The organism is Streptomyces sp. NPDC005393, from assembly GCF_040606675.1.
GTDB lineage: Bacteria > Actinomycetota > Actinomycetes > Streptomycetales > Streptomycetaceae > Streptomyces.
The window spans coordinates 23619-39553 of sequence record NZ_JBEXFG010000029.1 but is presented as its reverse complement, the minus strand read 5'-3'; the positions used below and the strand labels follow the sequence as shown (position 1 = coordinate 39553).

Sequence of the window (15935 nt, the reverse complement as noted above, 5' to 3'; positions counted from 1 at the left end):
GCAAGATTGGCGTGCCGGGCACGCCCCCTGAGAACGGGTAACGGCAGATGCTCACAGCCACGGCCGGAAACGGCCCCTCGCCCTCCCCTGTGGACACCACGCAGCGGCGCTGGTGGCGGGACGCGGTGATCTACCAGGTGTACATCCGCAGCTTTCTCGACAGCACCGGCGACGGCATCGGCGACCTGGCCGGGGTCCGGGCCGGACTGCCGTACCTCAAGAAGCTCGGCGTGGACGGCATCTGGCTCAGCCCCTTCTACCCCTCGCCCCAGCACGACCACGGCTACGACGTCGCCGACTACCGCGAGGTGGACCCCCTCTACGGCGATCTCGCCGAGTTCGACGCCGTGGTGGCCGACGCCCACCGGCTGGGGATGAAGGTCCTCGTCGACATCGTGCCCAACCACTGCTCCAGCGAGCACCCCTGGTTCCAGGCCGCGCTGGCGGGCCGGCCGGGCGGCCCGGAGCGGGAGTACTTCCACTTCGCGGACGGCCGCGGCGAGCGGGGCGAGCTGCCGCCCAACAACTGGCGCGCCATGTTCGGCGGCCCCGCCTGGTCCCGGGTCCGGGAGGCCGACGGCGAGGAGGGTCAGTGGTACCTCCACCTGTTCACCCCGGAGCAGCCCGACCTCAACTGGCGCAACCCCACCGTGGGCCCCTTCTTCCTCGACGTCCTGCGCTTCTGGCTCGACCGCGGCGTGGACGGCTTCCGCATCGATGTGGCGGCGGGCCTGTACCGCCACCCCGAACTCCCCGACTCCCCCGACCCCGAGGCGGACGAGCGGTCCCGCGACTCGGTCAACCCGCTGGCCTGGAACCAGCCGGAGGTCCACCAGGTGTGGCGCGACTGGCGCGCGCTGTGCGAGGAGTACACCGCGCGCGACGGGCGCGACCGGCTGCTGGTCGGCGAGGTCTCCGTGCCCACCGCCCGCGAGCACGCCGCCTATGTCCGGCCCGATGAGCTGCACCAGGCGTTCTTCTTCCATCTGCTCAGCGCCCGCTGGGACGTCGACGCCTTCCGCACGGTGATCAGTGAGGCGCTGCGCGACATCGCGGGCACCGGCTCCACCGTCACCTGGGTGCTCAACAACCACGACCAGGTCAGGACCGTGACCCGGTACGCGGGCGATCCGCCGGGCCCGGCCGACGCCCCGAGCGCCGCCGCCGACCTCGGCCCGGCGCGCGCCCGCGCCGCCGCCCTGCTGATGCTGGCGCTGCCCGGCGCCGCGTACGTCTACCAGGGCGAGGAACTGGGCCTGCCCGAGGTGCTGGACCTGCCCGACGAGGTCCTCACCGACCCCATCTTCCGCAGGACCGGCAGCCGCCGGCACGTCCGCGACGGCTGCCGGGTGCCGCTGCCATGGTCCGGGCTGGCCTCCCCGTTCGGCTTCACCACGGCCGAGGGCGGAGCCCAGCCGTGGCTGCCGCAGCCCGAGTGGTTCGCCCAGCACGCCACCGACCGGGCGCTGGCCGACACCCGTTCGTTCTGGCACCTGTACCGCGACGGGCTCCATCTGCGCCGCAGCCTGCCTCAGCTCGGCGAGGGCACGCTGCGCTGGCTCGAATCCCCGCCCCAGGTGCTCGCCTTCGTACGCGGCGACGGACTGCTGTGCACGGTCAACTTCGGCACCGAACCGGTCCCGGCCCCGGTTCCCGGCACCCCGCTGCTGGCCAGCGCCGACTGCCCCGCCGGAAGCCTCCCCGGCTCCACCGCGGCGTGGTGGATCAGCGACCTCGACCCCCGATAGACCCAGCGAAAGGAAGCACCGTGATGAGACGAGCAGCGATGAGACGCACCGTGGCGACGACGGCGGCCGCCCTCGGCCTCGCCCTGACCGCGACCGCCTGCGGCGGAGGCGACACCAAGTCGTCCTCGGGCGAGCAGGAGCTCAAGGGCCAGACCGTGAACGTGGCCGGGGTGTGGACCGGCGTGGAGATGAAGAACTTCAAGAAGGTCCTGGAGGCCTTCTCCGAGAAGACCGGCGCCAAGGCCAACTTCATCCCCACGGGCGACAACGTCTCCACCGTCATCGGCAGCAAGATCGAGGGCGGGAACGCGCCCGACGTGGTGATGGTGCCCCAGGTCGGCGTGATCAAGCAGTTCGCCCAGAAGGGGTGGCTGAAGCCGCTGTCGAAGGAGGTCAGCCGCAAGGCCGGTGCCACCTTCGCGACGGTGTGGAAGAAGTACGGCACGGTCGACGGCACCTACTACGGCCTCTACTTCAAGGCGTCCCACAAGTCGACGGTCTGGTACTCCCCGCAGGCGTTCGAGCAGGCCGGGGTCGAGCCGCCGAAGAGCTATGACGAGATGCTGAAGATGGGCAAGACCGTCTCCGACTCCGGCCTGCCCGCCTTCTCGGTCGGCGGCGAGGACGGCTGGACGCTCACCGACTGGTTCGAGAACATCTACCTCTCCCAGGCCGGCCCCGAGATGTACGACAAGCTGGCCGCCCACACGATCCCGTGGACCGACCCCAGCGTGGTCAAGGCCCTGACCACCCTGGGCAAGCTGTTCGGCGACAAGAACCTGGTGGCCGGGGGACAGTCCGGGGCGCTGCGCACCGACTTCCCGGAGTCCGTCGAGCAGGTCTTCGGCAACGAGCCCAAGGCCGGCATGGTCTACGAGGGCGACTTCGTCGGCGGTCTGGTCAGCGGCCAGTTCAAGAAGACGGTCGGCGAGGACGCCCGGTTCTTCCCCTTCCCGGCCGTGGACGGCAAGAAGCCGCCGGTGGTCAGCGGCGGTGACGCCGCCGTGGTGCTCAAGGCCGGAAAGAACCAGAAGGCGGCCATGGCGCTGGTCGACTACCTGGCCGGCGAGGAGGCCGCCGCGGTGTGGGCCAAGGCCGGCGGGTTCGTCTCCCCCAACACCCATCTGCAGTCCAGCGCGTACAAGGACGAGACCACCCGCGCGATCGGCGAGTCGCTGGTGGACGCGGGCGACAACGTGCGGTTCGACATGTCCGACCAGGCCCCGGCCGCCTTCGGCGGCACCGTGGGGACCGGCGAGTGGAAGGCCCTCCAGGACTTCCTGAAGGACCCCTCCGACCCGAAGGCCACCGCCGGCAAGCTCGAGGCCGCCGCGGCCAAGGCGTACAAGGACTGATTGCTCCGATGCCTGCCAATGCCCTGAAGGTGCCGCCCGCGAAGGCGGGCGGCACCCCGTCCCGGGCCACACCCCGCAGCCGTGCGGCACGACGGCGGAAGATCATCGCGCTGGCGTTCCTGCTACCCGCGCTGCTCCTGCTGGGCTCCCTGGTCGCCTATCCGATCGTGTTCTCGATCGGGCGCAGCTTCTTCGACGCCTCGGGCGACCGCTTCGTCGGCGGCGACAACTACTCCGAGATGTTCCAGGACGAGGCGACCCTCAAGGCGATCCGCAACAGCGCCATCTGGGTCATCGTCGCTCCGGCCCTGCTCACCGGGCTCGGTCTGATCCTCGCCGTGCTCACCGAGAAGATCCGCTGGGCGACCGCCTTCAAGGTCCTGATGTTCATGCCGATGGCGATCTCCTTCCTCGCCGCGGGCATCATCTTCCGCGTCGCGTACGAGCAGGATCCCGAACGCGGTGTGCTCAACGCGGTCGCCGTGAGCGTCCATGACACCTTCTCGGGGGAGTCCGCCGGATATCCGACCGCCCACCCCCGGGACCCCCGGGCGCTGCCGCGGCAGAAGGACGGCTCGTACCGCACATCGACCACCGCGTCCCCGGGCCGGACGGTCAATCTCGGTCTCGTCGGCGTCCCTCCCAAGGACGTCCCCAAGGACGCGACCCCCGCCCGTCAGGCCGCGTCGGTCCAGGCGGGCCACGGTGAGCTGCGGGGCGTCGTCTACATCGACTTCACTCTCGGCGGGGGCGGCAAGCCGGGCCGGGTGGACCCGACCGAGCACGGGCTGCCGAAGCTGACGGTCGAGGCGGTGCGGGACGGCAAGGTCGTCGCCACGGCCACCACCGGGAACGACGGTGGGTACCGGTTCTCCGACCTGCCCTCCGGCGACTACGCGCTGCAACTCCCCCAGAAGGACTTCGCCGAGGCGTACCAGGGCATCGCCTGGCTGGGCCCCTCGCTCGTCACCCCGGCGATCATCGGCGCCTACCTGTGGATCTGGACCGGCTTCTCCATGGTGCTCATCGGCGCGGGCCTCGCCTCCCTGCCGCGTGACACGCTCGAAGCCGCCCGGATGGACGGCGCGAACGAGTGGCAGATCTTCCGGAAGATCACCGTTCCGCTGCTCAGCCCCGTGCTGGGCGTGGTCTTCGTGACGACGGTGATCAATGTGATGAAGGTCTTCGACCTCGTCTACATCATCGCGCCGGGTCCGGTGCAGCAGGACGCGAGCGTGCTGGCCACCCGGATGTGGCTGGTCTCCTTCGGCGGCGGCAACAACCAGGGCCTCGGCAGCGCTCTCGGCGTCCTGCTGCTGCTCCTGGTGGTCCCCGCCATGGCCCTCAACATCCGACGCTTCCGCAGGAGCCAGTCATGACCCTCCACGACAGCGCCGGGCCGCAGCCCCTCACGCCTCCCGCCCCGCCGGTCTCGAAGGCGCCCGCCGCCCGCCGTCGCGCCCGGTCCGGCGGGGGGCCGGCGGCCTGGCTCGCCAAGCGGCTCAGCAGCGGGCTGGTCCAGGCGTTCCTGCTCCTCATGGGGCTGATCTGGCTCACGCCCGCCGCGGGGCTCTTCCTCTCCTCGCTGCGCTCGGAGGAGGACAACGCCACCTCCGGCTGGTGGACGGCGTTCACCAGCCCCGACCGGCTCTCCATGGACAACTACACGGCGCTGCTGAAGGATTCGGGCATCGTCCAGGCGTTCTGGAACACCGTGGCGATCTCCGTGCCCGCCACCGCCCTGGTCGTGGTGATCGCGGCGCTGGCCGGATACGCCTTCGCCTGGCTGGAGTTCCCCGGCCGGGACTGGGTCTTCCTGGTGGTCGTGGCCATGCTGGTGGTGCCCGTGCAGATCGGGCTGCTGCCGGTGTCCAAGCTCTTCGGCGCGCTCGGCCTGTTCGGCTCCATCCCCGGCGTCGTGCTCTTCCACGTCGCCTACGGACTGCCGTTCGCCATCTTCCTGCTCCGCAACTACTTCGCGGAGATCCCCCGCGAAATGCTGGAGGCGGCCCGCATGGACGGCGGCAGTGAGTGGCGGATCTTCACCCGTCTCATCGTGCCGCTCGGCCGTCCGGCCATCGCCAGTCTGTGCATCTTCCAGTTCCTGTGGGTGTGGAACGACATGCTCGTCGCGCTGATCTTCGCCGACAGCGAGTCCCAGCCGCTCACCGTGGCGCTGCAGACGCAGATGCGGCAGTTCGGCAGCAACATCGGGGTGCTGGCGCCGGGAGCCTTCCTGTCCCTCATCGTGCCGCTGGTCGTGTTCTTCGCCTTCCAGCGGCACTTCGTCCAGGGGGTCATGGCGGGGTCGGTGAAATAGCGGAGGCGGCCGCCCCGGCGGCCGCTCAGACCTCGACGATCACCGTGAACGGGCCGTCGTTCGTCAGCGAGACCTTCATGTCCGCTCCGAACCGGCCCGTTTCCACCTGTGCGCCCAGCTCCCGCAGCCGGGCCACGACCTCCTCGACGAGCGGTTCGGCGACCTCGCCGGGCGCCGCCGCGTTCCAGGTGGGCCGGCGCCCCTTGCGGGCGTCGCCGTACAGCGTGAACTGGCTGATGACCAGCAGCGGAGCGGCCAGGTCCGAGCAGGACTTCTCGTCCTGGAGGATCCGTACGGACCACAGCTTGCGGGCCAGCTGGGCCGCCTTCTGAGGGGTGTCGTCATGAGTCACCCCGACCAGTACGCACAGCCCCTGGCCGACGATCTCCCCGACCGTCTCGCCGTCCACGACGACGCTCGCCCCGTTCACTCTCTGTACCACAGCACGCATACCGACCATCATGCCGTGCGTCCATCCGGGGCCGATCGGGTGGAGAGCCGCTGCACAGGGAGCATCCATAGTGGCACGATGCGTGCAGGCGGTGCATGTGGGCAAAAACAGCAGGAATGACGCATCGCTGGAGGGGACGGACACCAATGATCACACCGGGCACCGGGCAGCCCACGGCTGCCGAGAGCCTGCTGCCGGCGCGGCCGCCCAGCCAGCGCGGCGGCCGCCTGGCCGACTCAGCGGCCGTGACCGCTGCCGGGCCGGCCGCCATGGAGCCCATGGCGGCCATGGACGCCATGGACCCCGGTCCGGGCGGACTGCACGATCTGCGGCTGCCGGAGCTGCGGGCGCTGCGCCGCACCGCGCAGCGGGAGGAGGCCGATCTGAGCTATGTGCGCAGACTGCTGCAGGGCCGGATCGACATCCTCCGCGCCGAGTTGGGCCACCGCCACGACCCCGCGCCGCCGGTGGCGGCGGACCGGCCGTCTTCGGCGCTGGTGGACCGGCTGCCGGAGATCCTCGCGGACGTACCCTCACGGCACCGTTCCTCCGCCCGCCATGTCACGCTCGGCACGCCGCACGGCGCGGAGTACGAGCGGCTGGCCGAGGAGATGCTGGCCGAGGTCGGCCTGTCCGACATGGGGGCCCGTACGGATGAGGAGCTGCACGGCGCGATGGGCCGGCTCGTGGGGTACGAGCAGCGGGTCTCACGGCGGCGGCAGGAGCTGCAGCGCACCGCCGACGGCTGTAGTGCGGAGATCGCGCGCAGATACCGTGAGGGAGAGGCGCAAGTAGACGACCTGCTCGCGTAGGCCTGCGCTCCGGCGTCGTCGACGGCCGGCGCCGTATCTTCTGAAGCCTGGGGAGCGTGTCTTCTGAAGCCTGGGGAGCGTGCGGAGCCTGGGGAGCGTCGTCGGGGCCGGCGAACTTCGGCGAAATACGCCACGGCAGCCGGCCGCCCGGCACCGTACCGCGCGGCCGGAGGCCCGGCGGGCGGCGCCGGCCGACGCGGGCGCGCCCGAGCCGATCGTCTCGCCGCTCGGCACGCCCGAGGAGCCGGCCCGCACGCCCGAGGAGCCGGCCCGTATGAGGGAGCTGCCCAGGGAGCCGGTCAGCAGCAGGACTTGAGCAGCCGGCGGGCGCCCGCGCCCTGTTCGCCGAGCTTGTCGTGCGGGTTCGCCAGCGCGCACTTGTCGATCGACAGACAGCCGCAGCCGATGCAGTCGGTGAGGTGGTCGCGGAGGTTCTCCAGCTGCCCGATGCGCTCGGTGAGGTTTTCGCGCCAGCACTCCGAGATCCGGGCCCAGTCCTCCTTGGTGAGGACGTGGTCCTCGGGGAAGAGCGCGAGGGCCCCGCGGATCCTGGCCAGCGGGATGCCGACCCGCTGCGAGGAGCGGACGAAGGCGACGCGGCGGAGCGTGTCGCGGGTGTAGCGGCGCTGGTTGCCCGAGGTGCGACGGCTGTGGATCAGCCCCTCGCGTTCGTAGAAGCGCAGCGCGGAGGCGGGGACTCCGCTGCGCTGGGAGAGCTCGCCGACCGTGAGCTCATGGGTCTTCCAGGTCAGTTGCGTCATGCCGCCGAGGGTAACTTGACTTCAACCTATCTTTAAGTACGAGTCTCTTCCCATGACTACCGACACCGCCATCCCCACTCCTCCCACCCCTCCCATCCGGCTCACCGTCATCGTCGGCTCCACCCGCGAGGGCCGCTTCGGGCCGAAGGTCGCGGGCTGGTTCGCCGACCACGCCGGACTCCGCGACGACATGAGCGTCGACGTCATCGACCTGGCCGAGACCCCGCTGCCCGCGGCCCTCACCCACCGGCCCGGCCCCGAGGACGCCGAGGCGCTGGGGGCCGTGACCCCCCGGCTGGCCGCGGCGGACGCGTTCGCCGTGGTCACGCCCGAGTACAACCACAGCTATCCGGCCGCCCTCAAGAACGCCATCGACTGGCACTACACCCAGTGGCAGGCCAAGCCGGTCGGCTTCGTCTCGTACGGCGGCATCTCGGGCGGCCTGCGCGCGGTCGAGCATCTGCGGCCCGTCTTCGCCGAGGTCCACGCGGTCACCGTCCGCGACACGGTCAGCTTCCACAACGCCGGGGAGCTCTTCGGACCGGACGGCCGGCCGAAGGATCCCGCCGGGCCGGGGGCGGCCGCCACGGTCATGCTCGACCAACTCGCCTGGTGGGCACAGGCCCTCCGCACGGCCCGCGCCGCCCGCCCGTACGGCACCTGACGGCGGAGCCCTTACGCCGTACGGCTGCGGAAGAGCGCCCCGGACAGCGCGACCGCGACCGCGAGGATCCCGCCGCACCACGCCAGGGCCTGCCAGGCGCTGTCGCCGACCGGCCGGTCCAGCAGCAGCGCCCGCAGCGCCTCGATGATCGGGGTGACCGGCTGATGTTCGGCGAAGCCGTGCAGCCGGCCCGGCATGGTGTCGATCGGCACGAACGCGCTGCTGGGATACGGCAGGAACATCATCACAAAGGTGAACCCGCCCGCCGCCTCGGGCGACCTGGCGATCACGCCGAAGCAGGCCGACAGCCAGGAGATCGCGAGGATGTACATCAGCAGGATGCCCTCCACGGCCACCCAGTCGAGCGGGCTCGCGTCCGGCCGGCAACCGATGAGGAAGGCGACCCCGAAGACCATGGCGGTCGCGACCGTGTTGCGCAGCACGCTCGCGGCCACATGGCCCGTCACGATCGGCGTGCCGCCGATGTCCAGCGACCGGAAGCGGTCGATGATCCCGCCCGCCATGTCGTGGGTGACGGTGACCGCGGTGTTCGCCGAGCCGAAGCCCGCGCACAGCAGCATCGCCCCGGGGACGACATAGGTGACGTACTCCGTGCCGGTGTCGATGGCCCCGCCGAAGAAGTAGACGAAGACCAGCATCAGCATGATGGGCAGCAGCATCGCGGTGAGGACCGCGTCGAGGTTGCGCCTGCTCAGCCGGATGGCGCGGCCGGTCAGGACGGTGCTGGTCAGCGCGCGGAGCTGACCGGTCGCCACCAGGGGCGCGCTGACCGGATCCTTGCACATCATGGCCATCCGGCCACTCGTCGGTGCCGGGGCCGGCTCGCCACGCTGGTCTTCATGAACGTGTTGTGGATATTCGCCCACCCCGAACAGCGCTCCCTGAGCGGGGCCTTGCGCGACGAGGGCATGCGCGCCCTTTGGGAATCGGGCCATGAATGCCGGCTGTCCGACCTCTACGCCATGCGCTGGAACCCCGTCGTGGACGGCGCCGACTTCCGCCATGACAAGGACGCACGCCTGATCGTCGGCGCCTCCTCGCAGCGCGCCTACGCCGACGGGACGCTGAGCGAGGACATCCGCGCCGAGCAGGAGAACATCGCCTGGGCCGATGCGCTCGTGCTGCAATTCCCGCTGTGGTGGTACGGCATGCCCGCCATTCTCAAGGGCTGGTTCGACCGCGTCTTCATCAAGGGCTTCGCGTACGGAGTCATCGGCCCCGACGGCCACACCCTGCGCTACGGGGACGGCAAACTGGCCGGCAAGCGCGCCATGGTGGTGCTCACGGCCGGGGCACGCGAGGCCGCCATGGGGCCGCGCGGCGTCAACGGCGACCTCGACCATCTGCTGTTCCCGCTTCAGCACGGCACCCTCTGGTACTGCGGCATCTCCGTCGTCCCGCCGTATGTCGTCCACGGCGCGGACCGGCTCCCGGCCGACGCCTACCGGGCCCACGCCGCCGCGCTGCGGGACCGGCTCCGCGCGCTGCCGACCGCCGAGCCGATCCCCTTCCGCCGCCAGAACGGCGGGGACTACGACGAGAGCCTGGTGCTGCGGCCCGAGGTCATGCCGGGCCGGTCGGGCCTTTCCGTGCACTACTCGACGCACCACCCAACTCCAGCCGCCAGTCGTTGCACCGCATCATCGTCCCCGGCGGGAATTCAAAGTCACACACCCCGAGCAGGGTGAAACCGGCCTTACGGCACACCCCGTTCGACGCGGGATGGCCGACGGACGGAAACGCGTGCAGATACCGGTGACTGCCCTCCGCCGCGGCCGCCACGGCGACCTCCCAGGCGGCCGCGGCCGCGATCCCCCGCCCCTGGAACGGCAGCAGCACGGCCCAGCCGGTCTCGTACACCGTCGCCTCCCGCCACTCCCTCTCCCAGAACCCGATGCTGCCGGCCACCTCGCCCTCCGGAAGCAGCACGACCCGGTACATCCGCCCTTTCCCCGTCCCCGACAGCTCGGCGTAGCGGCGGTGGCGCGCCAGGATCCGCTCCTCGCTCTCCGGCCCGCCCAGACGCTCCATCATCTCCGGGGCGTTGATACGGCGCAGCAGCTCCAGGTCGGACGGAATGTCCTCCCACGGCTCGAGCCGCACCCGCGGCCCGCCCAGCCCTCCGGCCATCCGCCCGCCTCCCGCCTGTCGGCACCGGCAACTGCCTCGTCCTCATTCGACCACGGGGGTACGACAACGGCCCGAGCCGATCCGGATCACGCCGGAAAGGCCCGGTCACGAGGGTCCGGGCCGGCCGCCGTCCCCTGAGCGTGCGGCCCGCTGAAGCAGCAGGGCGCGCTCGCGGGCGTTGTGGGTGAGCGATGCCGCGCGCGCGAATTCCGTCCGCGCCTCCTCGCCCCGGCCCAGGCGCTCCAGCAGATCGCCTCGGACGCTCGGCAGCAAGTGGTAGTCCTTCAGGGCCGGTTCGTCCACCAGGGCGTCCACCAACCTGAGGCCGGCCGCGGGGCCCTCCGACATCGCGACGGCGACGGCTCGGTTGAGCTCCACCACCGGAGACGGGGTCAGCGTCATCAGACGGCCGTAGAGGGCGGCGATCGTCGTCCAGTCCGTGTCCTCGTAGCGGATCGACTGGGCGTGGCAGGCGGCGATCGCGGCCTGCAGGGCGTACGGGCCGGGGCCCGCGCGGTGCAGGGCCTCGATGCCGCGGCGGATGAGCATACGGTTCCACTTGGTGCGGTTCTGGTCGGCGAGCAGCACCGGCTCACCGTCAGGGCCGGTGCGGGCCGCGATACGGGAGGCCTGGAACTCCAGCAGCGCGGCCAGCCCGTGGACTTCGGGCTCCTCGGGCATCAGCCCCGCCAGGACGCGGGCCAGCCGGAGCGCGTCCTCGCACAGGGCCGGGCGCACCAGGTCGTCGCCCGCGGTCGTGGAGTAACCCTCGTTGAAGATGAGGTAGATGACCTCGAGCACCGACGAGAGGCGGGCGGCCCGGTCCGAGCCGTACGGGACCTCGAAGGGGACCCTGGCCGTGGCGAGCGTCCGTTTCGCGCGGACGATGCGCTGGGCGACGGTCGGCTCCGGGGCCAGGAACGCGCGGGCGATCTCCTCCGTCGTCAACCCGCCCAGCAGCCGCAGCGTGAGCGCGACCCGGGCCGGTGTCGACAGCACGGGATGGCAGGCGGTGAAGATCAGCCGCAGCAGATCGTCGTCGATGTCGTCGGCGCCGGCGGCGTTCGCGACGTCCGCCGGATCGGGCGGCGGCACATCCTCCAGGGCCCGCCCGACCTCCGCCAGCTTGCGCGCGTACGTCTCCTTACGGCGTACGAGATCGATCGCGCGATGCTTGGCGGTGGCCATGAGCCAGGCGCCCGGCTTGTCCGGGACACCCGACTCCGGCCACCGCTCCAACGCGGCGACCAGAGCGTCCTGCGCGAGCTCCTCGGCCAGCCCCACGTCCCGCACGATGCGGGCGACACCCGCGATGATCCCCGCGGACTCGATCCGGAAGACCGCTTCGACGGTTTCGGCCGTTTCCTCCGCGCTCGCTGCCGTCACGAGCACCATCAGAGCAGCCGCGCGGGGACGGGGCAAGCGTGACCGGATCAGCCCTCGGCGATCTCCCGGACCTCGGCGGTGATGGTCCAGAACTCCTCGTGGACCTGCAGGAACCGCTTGGTCCACGCCAGGGCCTCGGCCTTGTCCTTGGCCTGGAGGATGGCGTAACCGCCGATGACCCGCTCTCGGTGAAGGGCCCGTCGGTGTAGCTGATCTTGCCGCCGGACCAGGTGACCCGGGTGCCCTCGGAGGTCGGGGTGAGCCCGGCCGTGTCCAGCATCACCCCCGCCTTGGTGATCTCCTCCAGCAGGGCGCCCATGCGCTCCATGAGCTCGGGGCTGGGCCCCTCGGCGGGGGCGTTCCGCTCGTCGATACGGATCATCGACAGATAACGCGGCATGGTGACTCCTCGATCGGGTAGGCGGGGGCTCTCCGCGCCTTTCACCTGTACGTCGAACGGGAGACGGCCGGATCGACACCACCCGGGGATTTTCTCCGGGGCGTCTCACACGTGGCGCGCGCCACTATTGCAAGCAAATGCTTGCAATAGTTAGCGCCCATGCGGCAGCATCGAGGCATGGCATCACTGAACGTCGGCAACCTCGGCGAGTTCCTGCGGGAGCAGCGGCGCAGTGCGCAGCTTTCGCTGCGGCAACTGGCCGATGCCGCCGGGGTGTCCAATCCGTACCTGAGCCAGATCGAGCGCGGGCTGCGCAAGCCGAGCGCCGACATTCTGCAGCAGCTGGCGAAGGCCCTGCGGATATCCGCCGAGACCCTCTACGTACAGGCGGGGATCCTCGACGAGCGGGGCCGGGAGGAGGCGGAGGTGCGCAGCGTGATACTCGCCGATCCCTCGATCAACGAGCGGCAGAAGCAGGTGCTGCTCCAGATCTACGAGTCGTTCCGCAAGGAGAACGGGCTCGCGACCGCCTCGGACGATAAGAACGGCACCCTCACCGCCGACGCCGACGTCGCCTCACCTTCGAACTGAATCCGGGAGGACCCTCAGATGGCCATCACCGACGACGTACGCAAGACCCTCACCGACCCGACCCCGCTCTACTTCATGGCGGGCACGGCGGACCTCGCCGCCCAGAAGCTCAAGGAGGTGCCGACGCTCGTCGAGAAGATCGTCGCCGAGGCCCCCGAGCGGTTCAACGCGGTGCGCAACACCGACCCCAAGGCGGTCCAGGACCGGGTCACCCAGCAGGCGAAGGAGGCGCAGGGCAAGCTCAACGAGATGCTGGGTTCGCTCGACACCGACCTCAAGCGGCTCCGGGACACGGCACAGGACCTCGCCCTGCAGGGCGTGGGCCGGGCCGCCGAGCTCGCCGTCAAGGCCCGGGAGCGGTACGACGAGGTGGCCGAGCACGGCCAGGAGGTCGTGAAGACCTGGCGTGGCGAGGCCGCCGACGAGGTCGTCGACATCGCCTCCGCGATCGAGCCCAAGGACGAGACGAGCCAGCCGAAGGCCGCGTCGCAGTCGGTCGCGGTGGACTCGTCCAAGGAGGCCCCGAAGGCCCCGGCCAAGCCGGCCGTCCCGGTCACCCCGGCCGGCCAGGCCGCCCAGGCCACTCAGGCCGCCCAGGCCGCCCAGGCCGGCCAGGCCGGCCAGTCCAAGAAGGCCCAGGCCCGTAAGCCCGCCCCGGGCAAGAAGTCGGCCGGCTGAGACGCGGGCGTCCACAGGAGGGCCGGGTACGCGCTGCGTGCCCGGCCCTGCCAGCGGGTACGGTGGCCCGAGAGACGCTCCCATTCATATCTTCTAGGCGGTGGACGGCGTGCTGGTGCAAGGGTTCGGCGAGTTGCTGTACTGGGTCTCCTGGGGCCTGCTCCTCTTCAGCCTGTTCGCCTTCATCGACTCCGCGATCCGTCGTGAGGACGCCTACCGGGCCGCGGACAAGCAGACCAAGGCGTTCTGGCTGATCATCCTCGGCCTCGCGGCCGCGGTGAACTTCTTCATGGGGATCCTCGACTTCCTGCCGATCATCGGGCTGATCGCGACGATCGTGTACATCGTCGACGTCCGGCCCGCCCTGCGGCAGGTCTCCGGCGGTGGCGGCCGGTGGAACCGCGGGCGCGGCTCCAGCTCCGACGGTCCGTACGGGCCCTTCAACCGGTAACCGGAAGACCCGGCAAGGGGAAGAGACGGCGCACAGCGCGGGCCACGGCGCTCAGCCGCGGTCCAGCAGCAGCACCGCCAGGTCGTCCGTCAGCTCTCCGCCGTTCAGCGCCCGCACCTCCGTGACGGTCGCGTCCAGCAGCTCCTCACCGCGCAGCCCGCCCGCCAGCTGACGGGCGACGATCTCGACCATCCCCTCCTGCCCGAGCCGCTGCACCCCCGCCCCGACGCGCCCCTCGATCAGCCCGTCCGTGTACATCATCAGGCTCCACGCGCCGCCGAGCTCGACCTGGCGGCGCGGCCAGCGGGCGTTCGGCAGCAGACCGAGGGCAGGGCCGTTCTCGTCGGTCGGCAGCAGCCGGGGCGCCATTCCGGGGCGGATGGCCAGCGGCGAGGGGTGCCCGGCCAGACAGACCCCGGCCCGGCGGCCGTCCGGCGCGATGTCGACGGTGCACAGGGTGGCGAAGATCTCATCGTCGGCGCGCTCGTTCTCCAGCACCTGCTGCAGCGTGCCGAGCAGCTGATCGCCGCAGAGCCCGGCGAAGGTCAGGGCGCGCCAGGCGATCCGCAGCTCCACGCCGAGGGCCGCCTCGTCGGGCCCGTGGCCGCAGACGTCGCCGATCATCGCGTGCACCGTGCCGTCCGGGGTGCGGACGGTGTCGTAGAAGTCGCCGCCGAGCAGGGCGCGGCTGCGGCCGGGCCGGTAGCGGGCGGCGAAGCGCAGCCCGGAGCCGCCCAGCAGCGGGGTGGGCAGCAGCCCGCGCTCCAGCCGGGCGTTCTCCTGCGCCCGCAGCCGGGACTCGCTGAGCTGGCGCTGGGCGACGTCGGAGCGTTTGCGCTCGACGGCGTATCGGATGGCGCGGCTGAGGATCCGGCCGTCGAGCTCACCGCGGAAGAGGAAGTCCTGTGCGCCCACCCGGACCGCCTCGGCGGCGCGCTCGGCGTCGTCCTCGGCGGTGAGGACGAGAACGGCGTGCGAGGGTGCGAGCTTCAGCACCGCGCGGAGCGTGGCCAGCGGGTCCTCGCCCTCGGCGTCGGGGCCGGGCAGGGCAAGATCGAGAAGGATGCACTGCACGCCGTCGGTGAGCAGCCGGGTGGCCTCGGTGAGGTTACGGGCCGTACGGATGCGGACGCGGTTACCCTCCGTGTCCAGCATTTCGGGCACGTTGAAGGCACCGGCCGGATCGTCCTCGATCACCAGCAGGGTGAGCCCGTTGTCGGGCAGGGTGGCGGGACGGGCCTGCGTGGCCGGCGCCTCCCGTTGCCTCGGCACGGGTACGGACATCGCTCGATTCCTTCCCTCCCCCCGAGGGCGCGGGACCCGCCACCGACCGGCGGACCGCACGGGCCCGGCACGCACACCGACCGGTCGGTCGCGAAGGTTTCACGGTCAGGGGTGCCGGATACTGCCAAGCGACCTTAGCGCTAGGCGCGGGCCCGATGGAATGACCTTCAGACCACGACTTTTGTCATACGCCCCACGTCAGGCGGCACTTGGCGACCTACGGGAGAATCACGGAATGACGAACATCACGCTGATTTTGGGCGATATCACGGATCAGACGGTCGATGCCGTCGTAAACGCCGCGAACTCCTCGCTGCTCGGTGGCGGCGGCGTCGACGGGGCCATCCACCGGCGGGGCGGATCCGACATTCTGGATGAATGCCGCGCACTGCGCGCCTCTCACTACGGCGGCGGGCTCCCGGCCGGCCAGGCGGTCGCCACCACGGCCGGCCGGCTCCCCGCCCGCTGGGTGATCCACACGGTCGGGCCGGTCTTCTCGGCGAACGAGGACCGCTCCGCCACACTCGCCTCCTGCTACCGCGAGTCACTGCGCGTCGCCGACGAGCTCGGAGTCCGTACGGTCGCCTTCCCGGCCGTCTCCACCGGCGTCTACCGCTGGCCGCTCACGGACGCGGCCCGGATCGCCCTCGACGCGGTCCGCGCGGCGGACACGTCCGTCACCGAGGCCCGCTTCGTCCTCTTCGACCAGCCCGCCTACGACGCCTTCGAGACGGCCCTGAGGGGCGACTGACCCGGCCTCGGGCCGCGGTCTCGGTCTCGGTCTCGGCCCGCGGTCTCGGTCTCGGCCCGCGGTCTCGGTCTCGGGCCGAGGTCTCGGTCTCGGGCCGAGGTCTCGGTCTCGGGCCGCGGTCTCGGGCCGAGG

17 protein-coding genes and 2 pseudogenes are annotated in these 15935 nt (G+C 71.2%); 12 read left to right on the top strand and 7 right to left on the bottom strand.

Annotated features, from left to right (window positions below; all coding sequences use genetic code 11):
• The first annotated feature begins 47 nt into the window (after nt 1-47).
• From ABZS71_RS22800 to ABZS71_RS22785, 4 genes are all read left to right on the top strand, one after another.
• A complete protein-coding gene (locus ABZS71_RS22800) occupies nt 48-1748 on the top strand; it encodes a glycoside hydrolase family 13 protein (RefSeq protein WP_356212942.1) in 1701 nt (566 codons plus the stop codon).
• Nucleotides 1749-1768: 20 nt separating this feature from the next.
• Nucleotides 1769-3103, top strand: coding sequence for an ABC transporter substrate-binding protein (locus ABZS71_RS22795; protein ID WP_356212939.1), 1335 nt, complete (start codon nt 1769-1771; stop codon nt 3101-3103).
• A gap of 8 nt (nt 3104-3111) precedes the next feature.
• Nucleotides 3112-4482: an ABC transporter permease subunit gene (locus tag ABZS71_RS22790; RefSeq protein WP_356212936.1), complete on the top strand. Its 1371-nt coding sequence runs from the start codon at nt 3112-3114 to the stop codon at nt 4480-4482.
• A gap of 158 nt (nt 4483-4640) precedes the next feature.
• A complete protein-coding gene (locus ABZS71_RS22785; RefSeq protein WP_355849409.1) occupies nt 4641-5423 on the top strand; it encodes a carbohydrate ABC transporter permease in 783 nt (260 codons plus the stop codon).
• Between the two features lie 25 nt (nt 5424-5448).
• Here the strand turns inward: ABZS71_RS22785 and dtd are convergent, their stop codons facing one another.
• On the bottom strand, nt 5449-5874 hold the full coding sequence (dtd, locus tag ABZS71_RS22780) for a D-aminoacyl-tRNA deacylase (protein WP_355849249.1): 426 nt from the start codon (nt 5872-5874) through the stop codon (nt 5449-5451).
• A 146-nt stretch (nt 5875-6020) separates the two neighbouring features.
• On the opposite strand from dtd, the gene ABZS71_RS22775 reads away from it, so the two are divergent.
• Both ABZS71_RS22775 and ABZS71_RS22770 read left to right on the top strand, forming a co-directional pair.
• Nucleotides 6021-6686, top strand: coding sequence for an ABC transporter substrate-binding protein (locus tag ABZS71_RS22775; protein ID WP_356212933.1), 666 nt, complete (start codon nt 6021-6023; stop codon nt 6684-6686).
• A 79-nt stretch (nt 6687-6765) separates the two neighbouring features.
• Nucleotides 6766-7002 carry a hypothetical protein gene (locus tag ABZS71_RS22770; protein ID WP_356212930.1) on the top strand — a complete coding sequence of 79 codons (237 nt, stop codon included), beginning with the start codon at nt 6766-6768 and terminating at the stop codon, nt 7000-7002.
• Here the strand turns inward: ABZS71_RS22770 and soxR are convergent.
• Nucleotides 6986-7447, bottom strand: coding sequence for a redox-sensitive transcriptional activator SoxR (gene soxR, locus ABZS71_RS22765; protein ID WP_356212927.1), 462 nt, complete (start codon nt 7445-7447; stop codon nt 6986-6988). The two genes, ABZS71_RS22770 and soxR, sit on opposite strands and share 17 nt — an antisense overlap.
• A gap of 52 nt (nt 7448-7499) precedes the next feature.
• Here soxR and ABZS71_RS22760 point away from each other — a divergent pair, with 52 nt between their 5' ends.
• Nucleotides 7500-8111 (top strand): NAD(P)H-dependent oxidoreductase, encoded by a 612-nt coding sequence (locus ABZS71_RS22760; protein ID WP_356212924.1) that lies wholly within the window; start codon nt 7500-7502, stop codon nt 8109-8111.
• 11 nt (nt 8112-8122) lie between these two features.
• Here ABZS71_RS22760 and ABZS71_RS22755 read toward each other — a convergent pair whose 3' ends face one another.
• Entirely contained in the window at nt 8123-8920 is a 798-nt protein-coding gene (locus tag ABZS71_RS22755) for an ABC transporter permease (protein ID WP_356213026.1), read from the bottom strand.
• 51 nt (nt 8921-8971) lie between these two features.
• Between ABZS71_RS22755 and ABZS71_RS22750 the strand changes: the two are divergent.
• Nucleotides 8972-9733, top strand: a pseudogene (locus ABZS71_RS22750) (NAD(P)H-dependent oxidoreductase); the annotation flags it as partial.
• Here ABZS71_RS22750 and ABZS71_RS22745 read toward each other — a convergent pair.
• The 3 genes and pseudogenes from ABZS71_RS22745 to ABZS71_RS22735 all read right to left on the bottom strand — a co-directional run bounded on the left by ABZS71_RS22745 (nt 9696) and on the right by ABZS71_RS22735 (nt 12048).
• Complete coding sequence (locus ABZS71_RS22745; RefSeq protein ID WP_356212921.1) at nt 9696-10262, bottom strand: GNAT family N-acetyltransferase; 567 nt, start codon at nt 10260-10262, stop codon at nt 9696-9698. The pseudogene ABZS71_RS22750 and the gene ABZS71_RS22745 overlap by 38 nt on opposite strands.
• A gap of 105 nt (nt 10263-10367) precedes the next feature.
• Nucleotides 10368-11657: an RNA polymerase sigma factor gene (locus ABZS71_RS22740; RefSeq protein ID WP_356212918.1), complete on the bottom strand. Its 1290-nt coding sequence runs from the start codon at nt 11655-11657 to the stop codon at nt 10368-10370.
• Nucleotides 11658-11695: 38 nt separating this feature from the next.
• Nucleotides 11696-12048: pseudogene (locus tag ABZS71_RS22735) on the bottom strand (YciI family protein).
• 177 nt (nt 12049-12225) lie between these two features.
• Between ABZS71_RS22735 and ABZS71_RS22730 the strand changes: the two are divergent.
• The 3 genes from ABZS71_RS22730 to ABZS71_RS22720 all read left to right on the top strand — a co-directional run bounded on the left by ABZS71_RS22730 (nt 12226) and on the right by ABZS71_RS22720 (nt 13768).
• Nucleotides 12226-12639: a helix-turn-helix transcriptional regulator gene (locus tag ABZS71_RS22730; protein WP_355849231.1), complete on the top strand. Its 414-nt coding sequence runs from the start codon at nt 12226-12228 to the stop codon at nt 12637-12639.
• Between the two features lie 18 nt (nt 12640-12657).
• Complete coding sequence (locus ABZS71_RS22725; RefSeq protein ID WP_356212915.1) at nt 12658-13317, top strand: hypothetical protein; 660 nt, start codon at nt 12658-12660, stop codon at nt 13315-13317.
• A gap of 109 nt (nt 13318-13426) precedes the next feature.
• Nucleotides 13427-13768, top strand: coding sequence for a DUF2516 family protein (locus ABZS71_RS22720; RefSeq protein ID WP_355849406.1), 342 nt, complete (start codon nt 13427-13429; stop codon nt 13766-13768).
• 51 nt (nt 13769-13819) lie between these two features.
• On the opposite strand, the gene ABZS71_RS22715 is transcribed toward ABZS71_RS22720, so the two are convergent.
• Complete coding sequence (locus ABZS71_RS22715; protein WP_356212912.1) at nt 13820-15052, bottom strand: fused response regulator/phosphatase; 1233 nt, start codon at nt 15050-15052, stop codon at nt 13820-13822.
• Nucleotides 15053-15287: 235 nt separating this feature from the next.
• Between ABZS71_RS22715 and ABZS71_RS22710 the strand changes: the two genes are divergently transcribed.
• Nucleotides 15288-15803, top strand: a complete 516-nt coding sequence (locus ABZS71_RS22710; protein WP_356212909.1) for an O-acetyl-ADP-ribose deacetylase — start codon at nt 15288-15290, stop codon at nt 15801-15803.
• Nucleotides 15804-15935: the final 132 nt, after the last annotated feature.

Bases quoted from the DNA above. Each gene is read 5' to 3' on its own strand.
- ABZS71_RS22800 (WP_356212942.1), top strand. From the start codon at position 48: ATGCTCACAGCCACGGCCGGAAACGGCCCCTCGCCCTCCCCTGTGGAC.
- ABZS71_RS22790 (WP_356212936.1), top strand. From the start codon at position 3,112: ATGCCTGCCAATGCCCTGAAGGTGCCGCCCGCGAAGGCGGGCGGCACC.
- ABZS71_RS22785 (WP_355849409.1), top strand. From the start codon at position 4,641: ATGGGGCTGATCTGGCTCACGCCCGCCGCGGGGCTCTTCCTCTCCTCG.
- dtd (WP_355849249.1), bottom strand. From the start codon at position 5,874: ATGCGTGCTGTGGTACAGAGAGTGAACGGGGCGAGCGTCGTCGTGGAC.
- ABZS71_RS22775 (WP_356212933.1), top strand. From the start codon at position 6,021: ATGATCACACCGGGCACCGGGCAGCCCACGGCTGCCGAGAGCCTGCTG.
- soxR (WP_356212927.1), bottom strand. From the start codon at position 7,447: ATGACGCAACTGACCTGGAAGACCCATGAGCTCACGGTCGGCGAGCTC.
- ABZS71_RS22760 (WP_356212924.1), top strand. From the start codon at position 7,500: ATGACTACCGACACCGCCATCCCCACTCCTCCCACCCCTCCCATCCGG.
- ABZS71_RS22755 (WP_356213026.1), bottom strand. From the start codon at position 8,920: ATGATGTGCAAGGATCCGGTCAGCGCGCCCCTGGTGGCGACCGGTCAG.
- ABZS71_RS22745 (WP_356212921.1), bottom strand. From the start codon at position 10,262: ATGGCCGGAGGGCTGGGCGGGCCGCGGGTGCGGCTCGAGCCGTGGGAG.
- ABZS71_RS22740 (WP_356212918.1), bottom strand. From the start codon at position 11,657: ATGGTGCTCGTGACGGCAGCGAGCGCGGAGGAAACGGCCGAAACCGTC.
- ABZS71_RS22730 (WP_355849231.1), top strand. From the start codon at position 12,226: ATGGCATCACTGAACGTCGGCAACCTCGGCGAGTTCCTGCGGGAGCAG.
- ABZS71_RS22725 (WP_356212915.1), top strand. From the start codon at position 12,658: ATGGCCATCACCGACGACGTACGCAAGACCCTCACCGACCCGACCCCG.
- ABZS71_RS22715 (WP_356212912.1), bottom strand. From the start codon at position 15,052: ATGTCCGTACCCGTGCCGAGGCAACGGGAGGCGCCGGCCACGCAGGCC.
- ABZS71_RS22710 (WP_356212909.1), top strand. From the start codon at position 15,288: ATGACGAACATCACGCTGATTTTGGGCGATATCACGGATCAGACGGTC.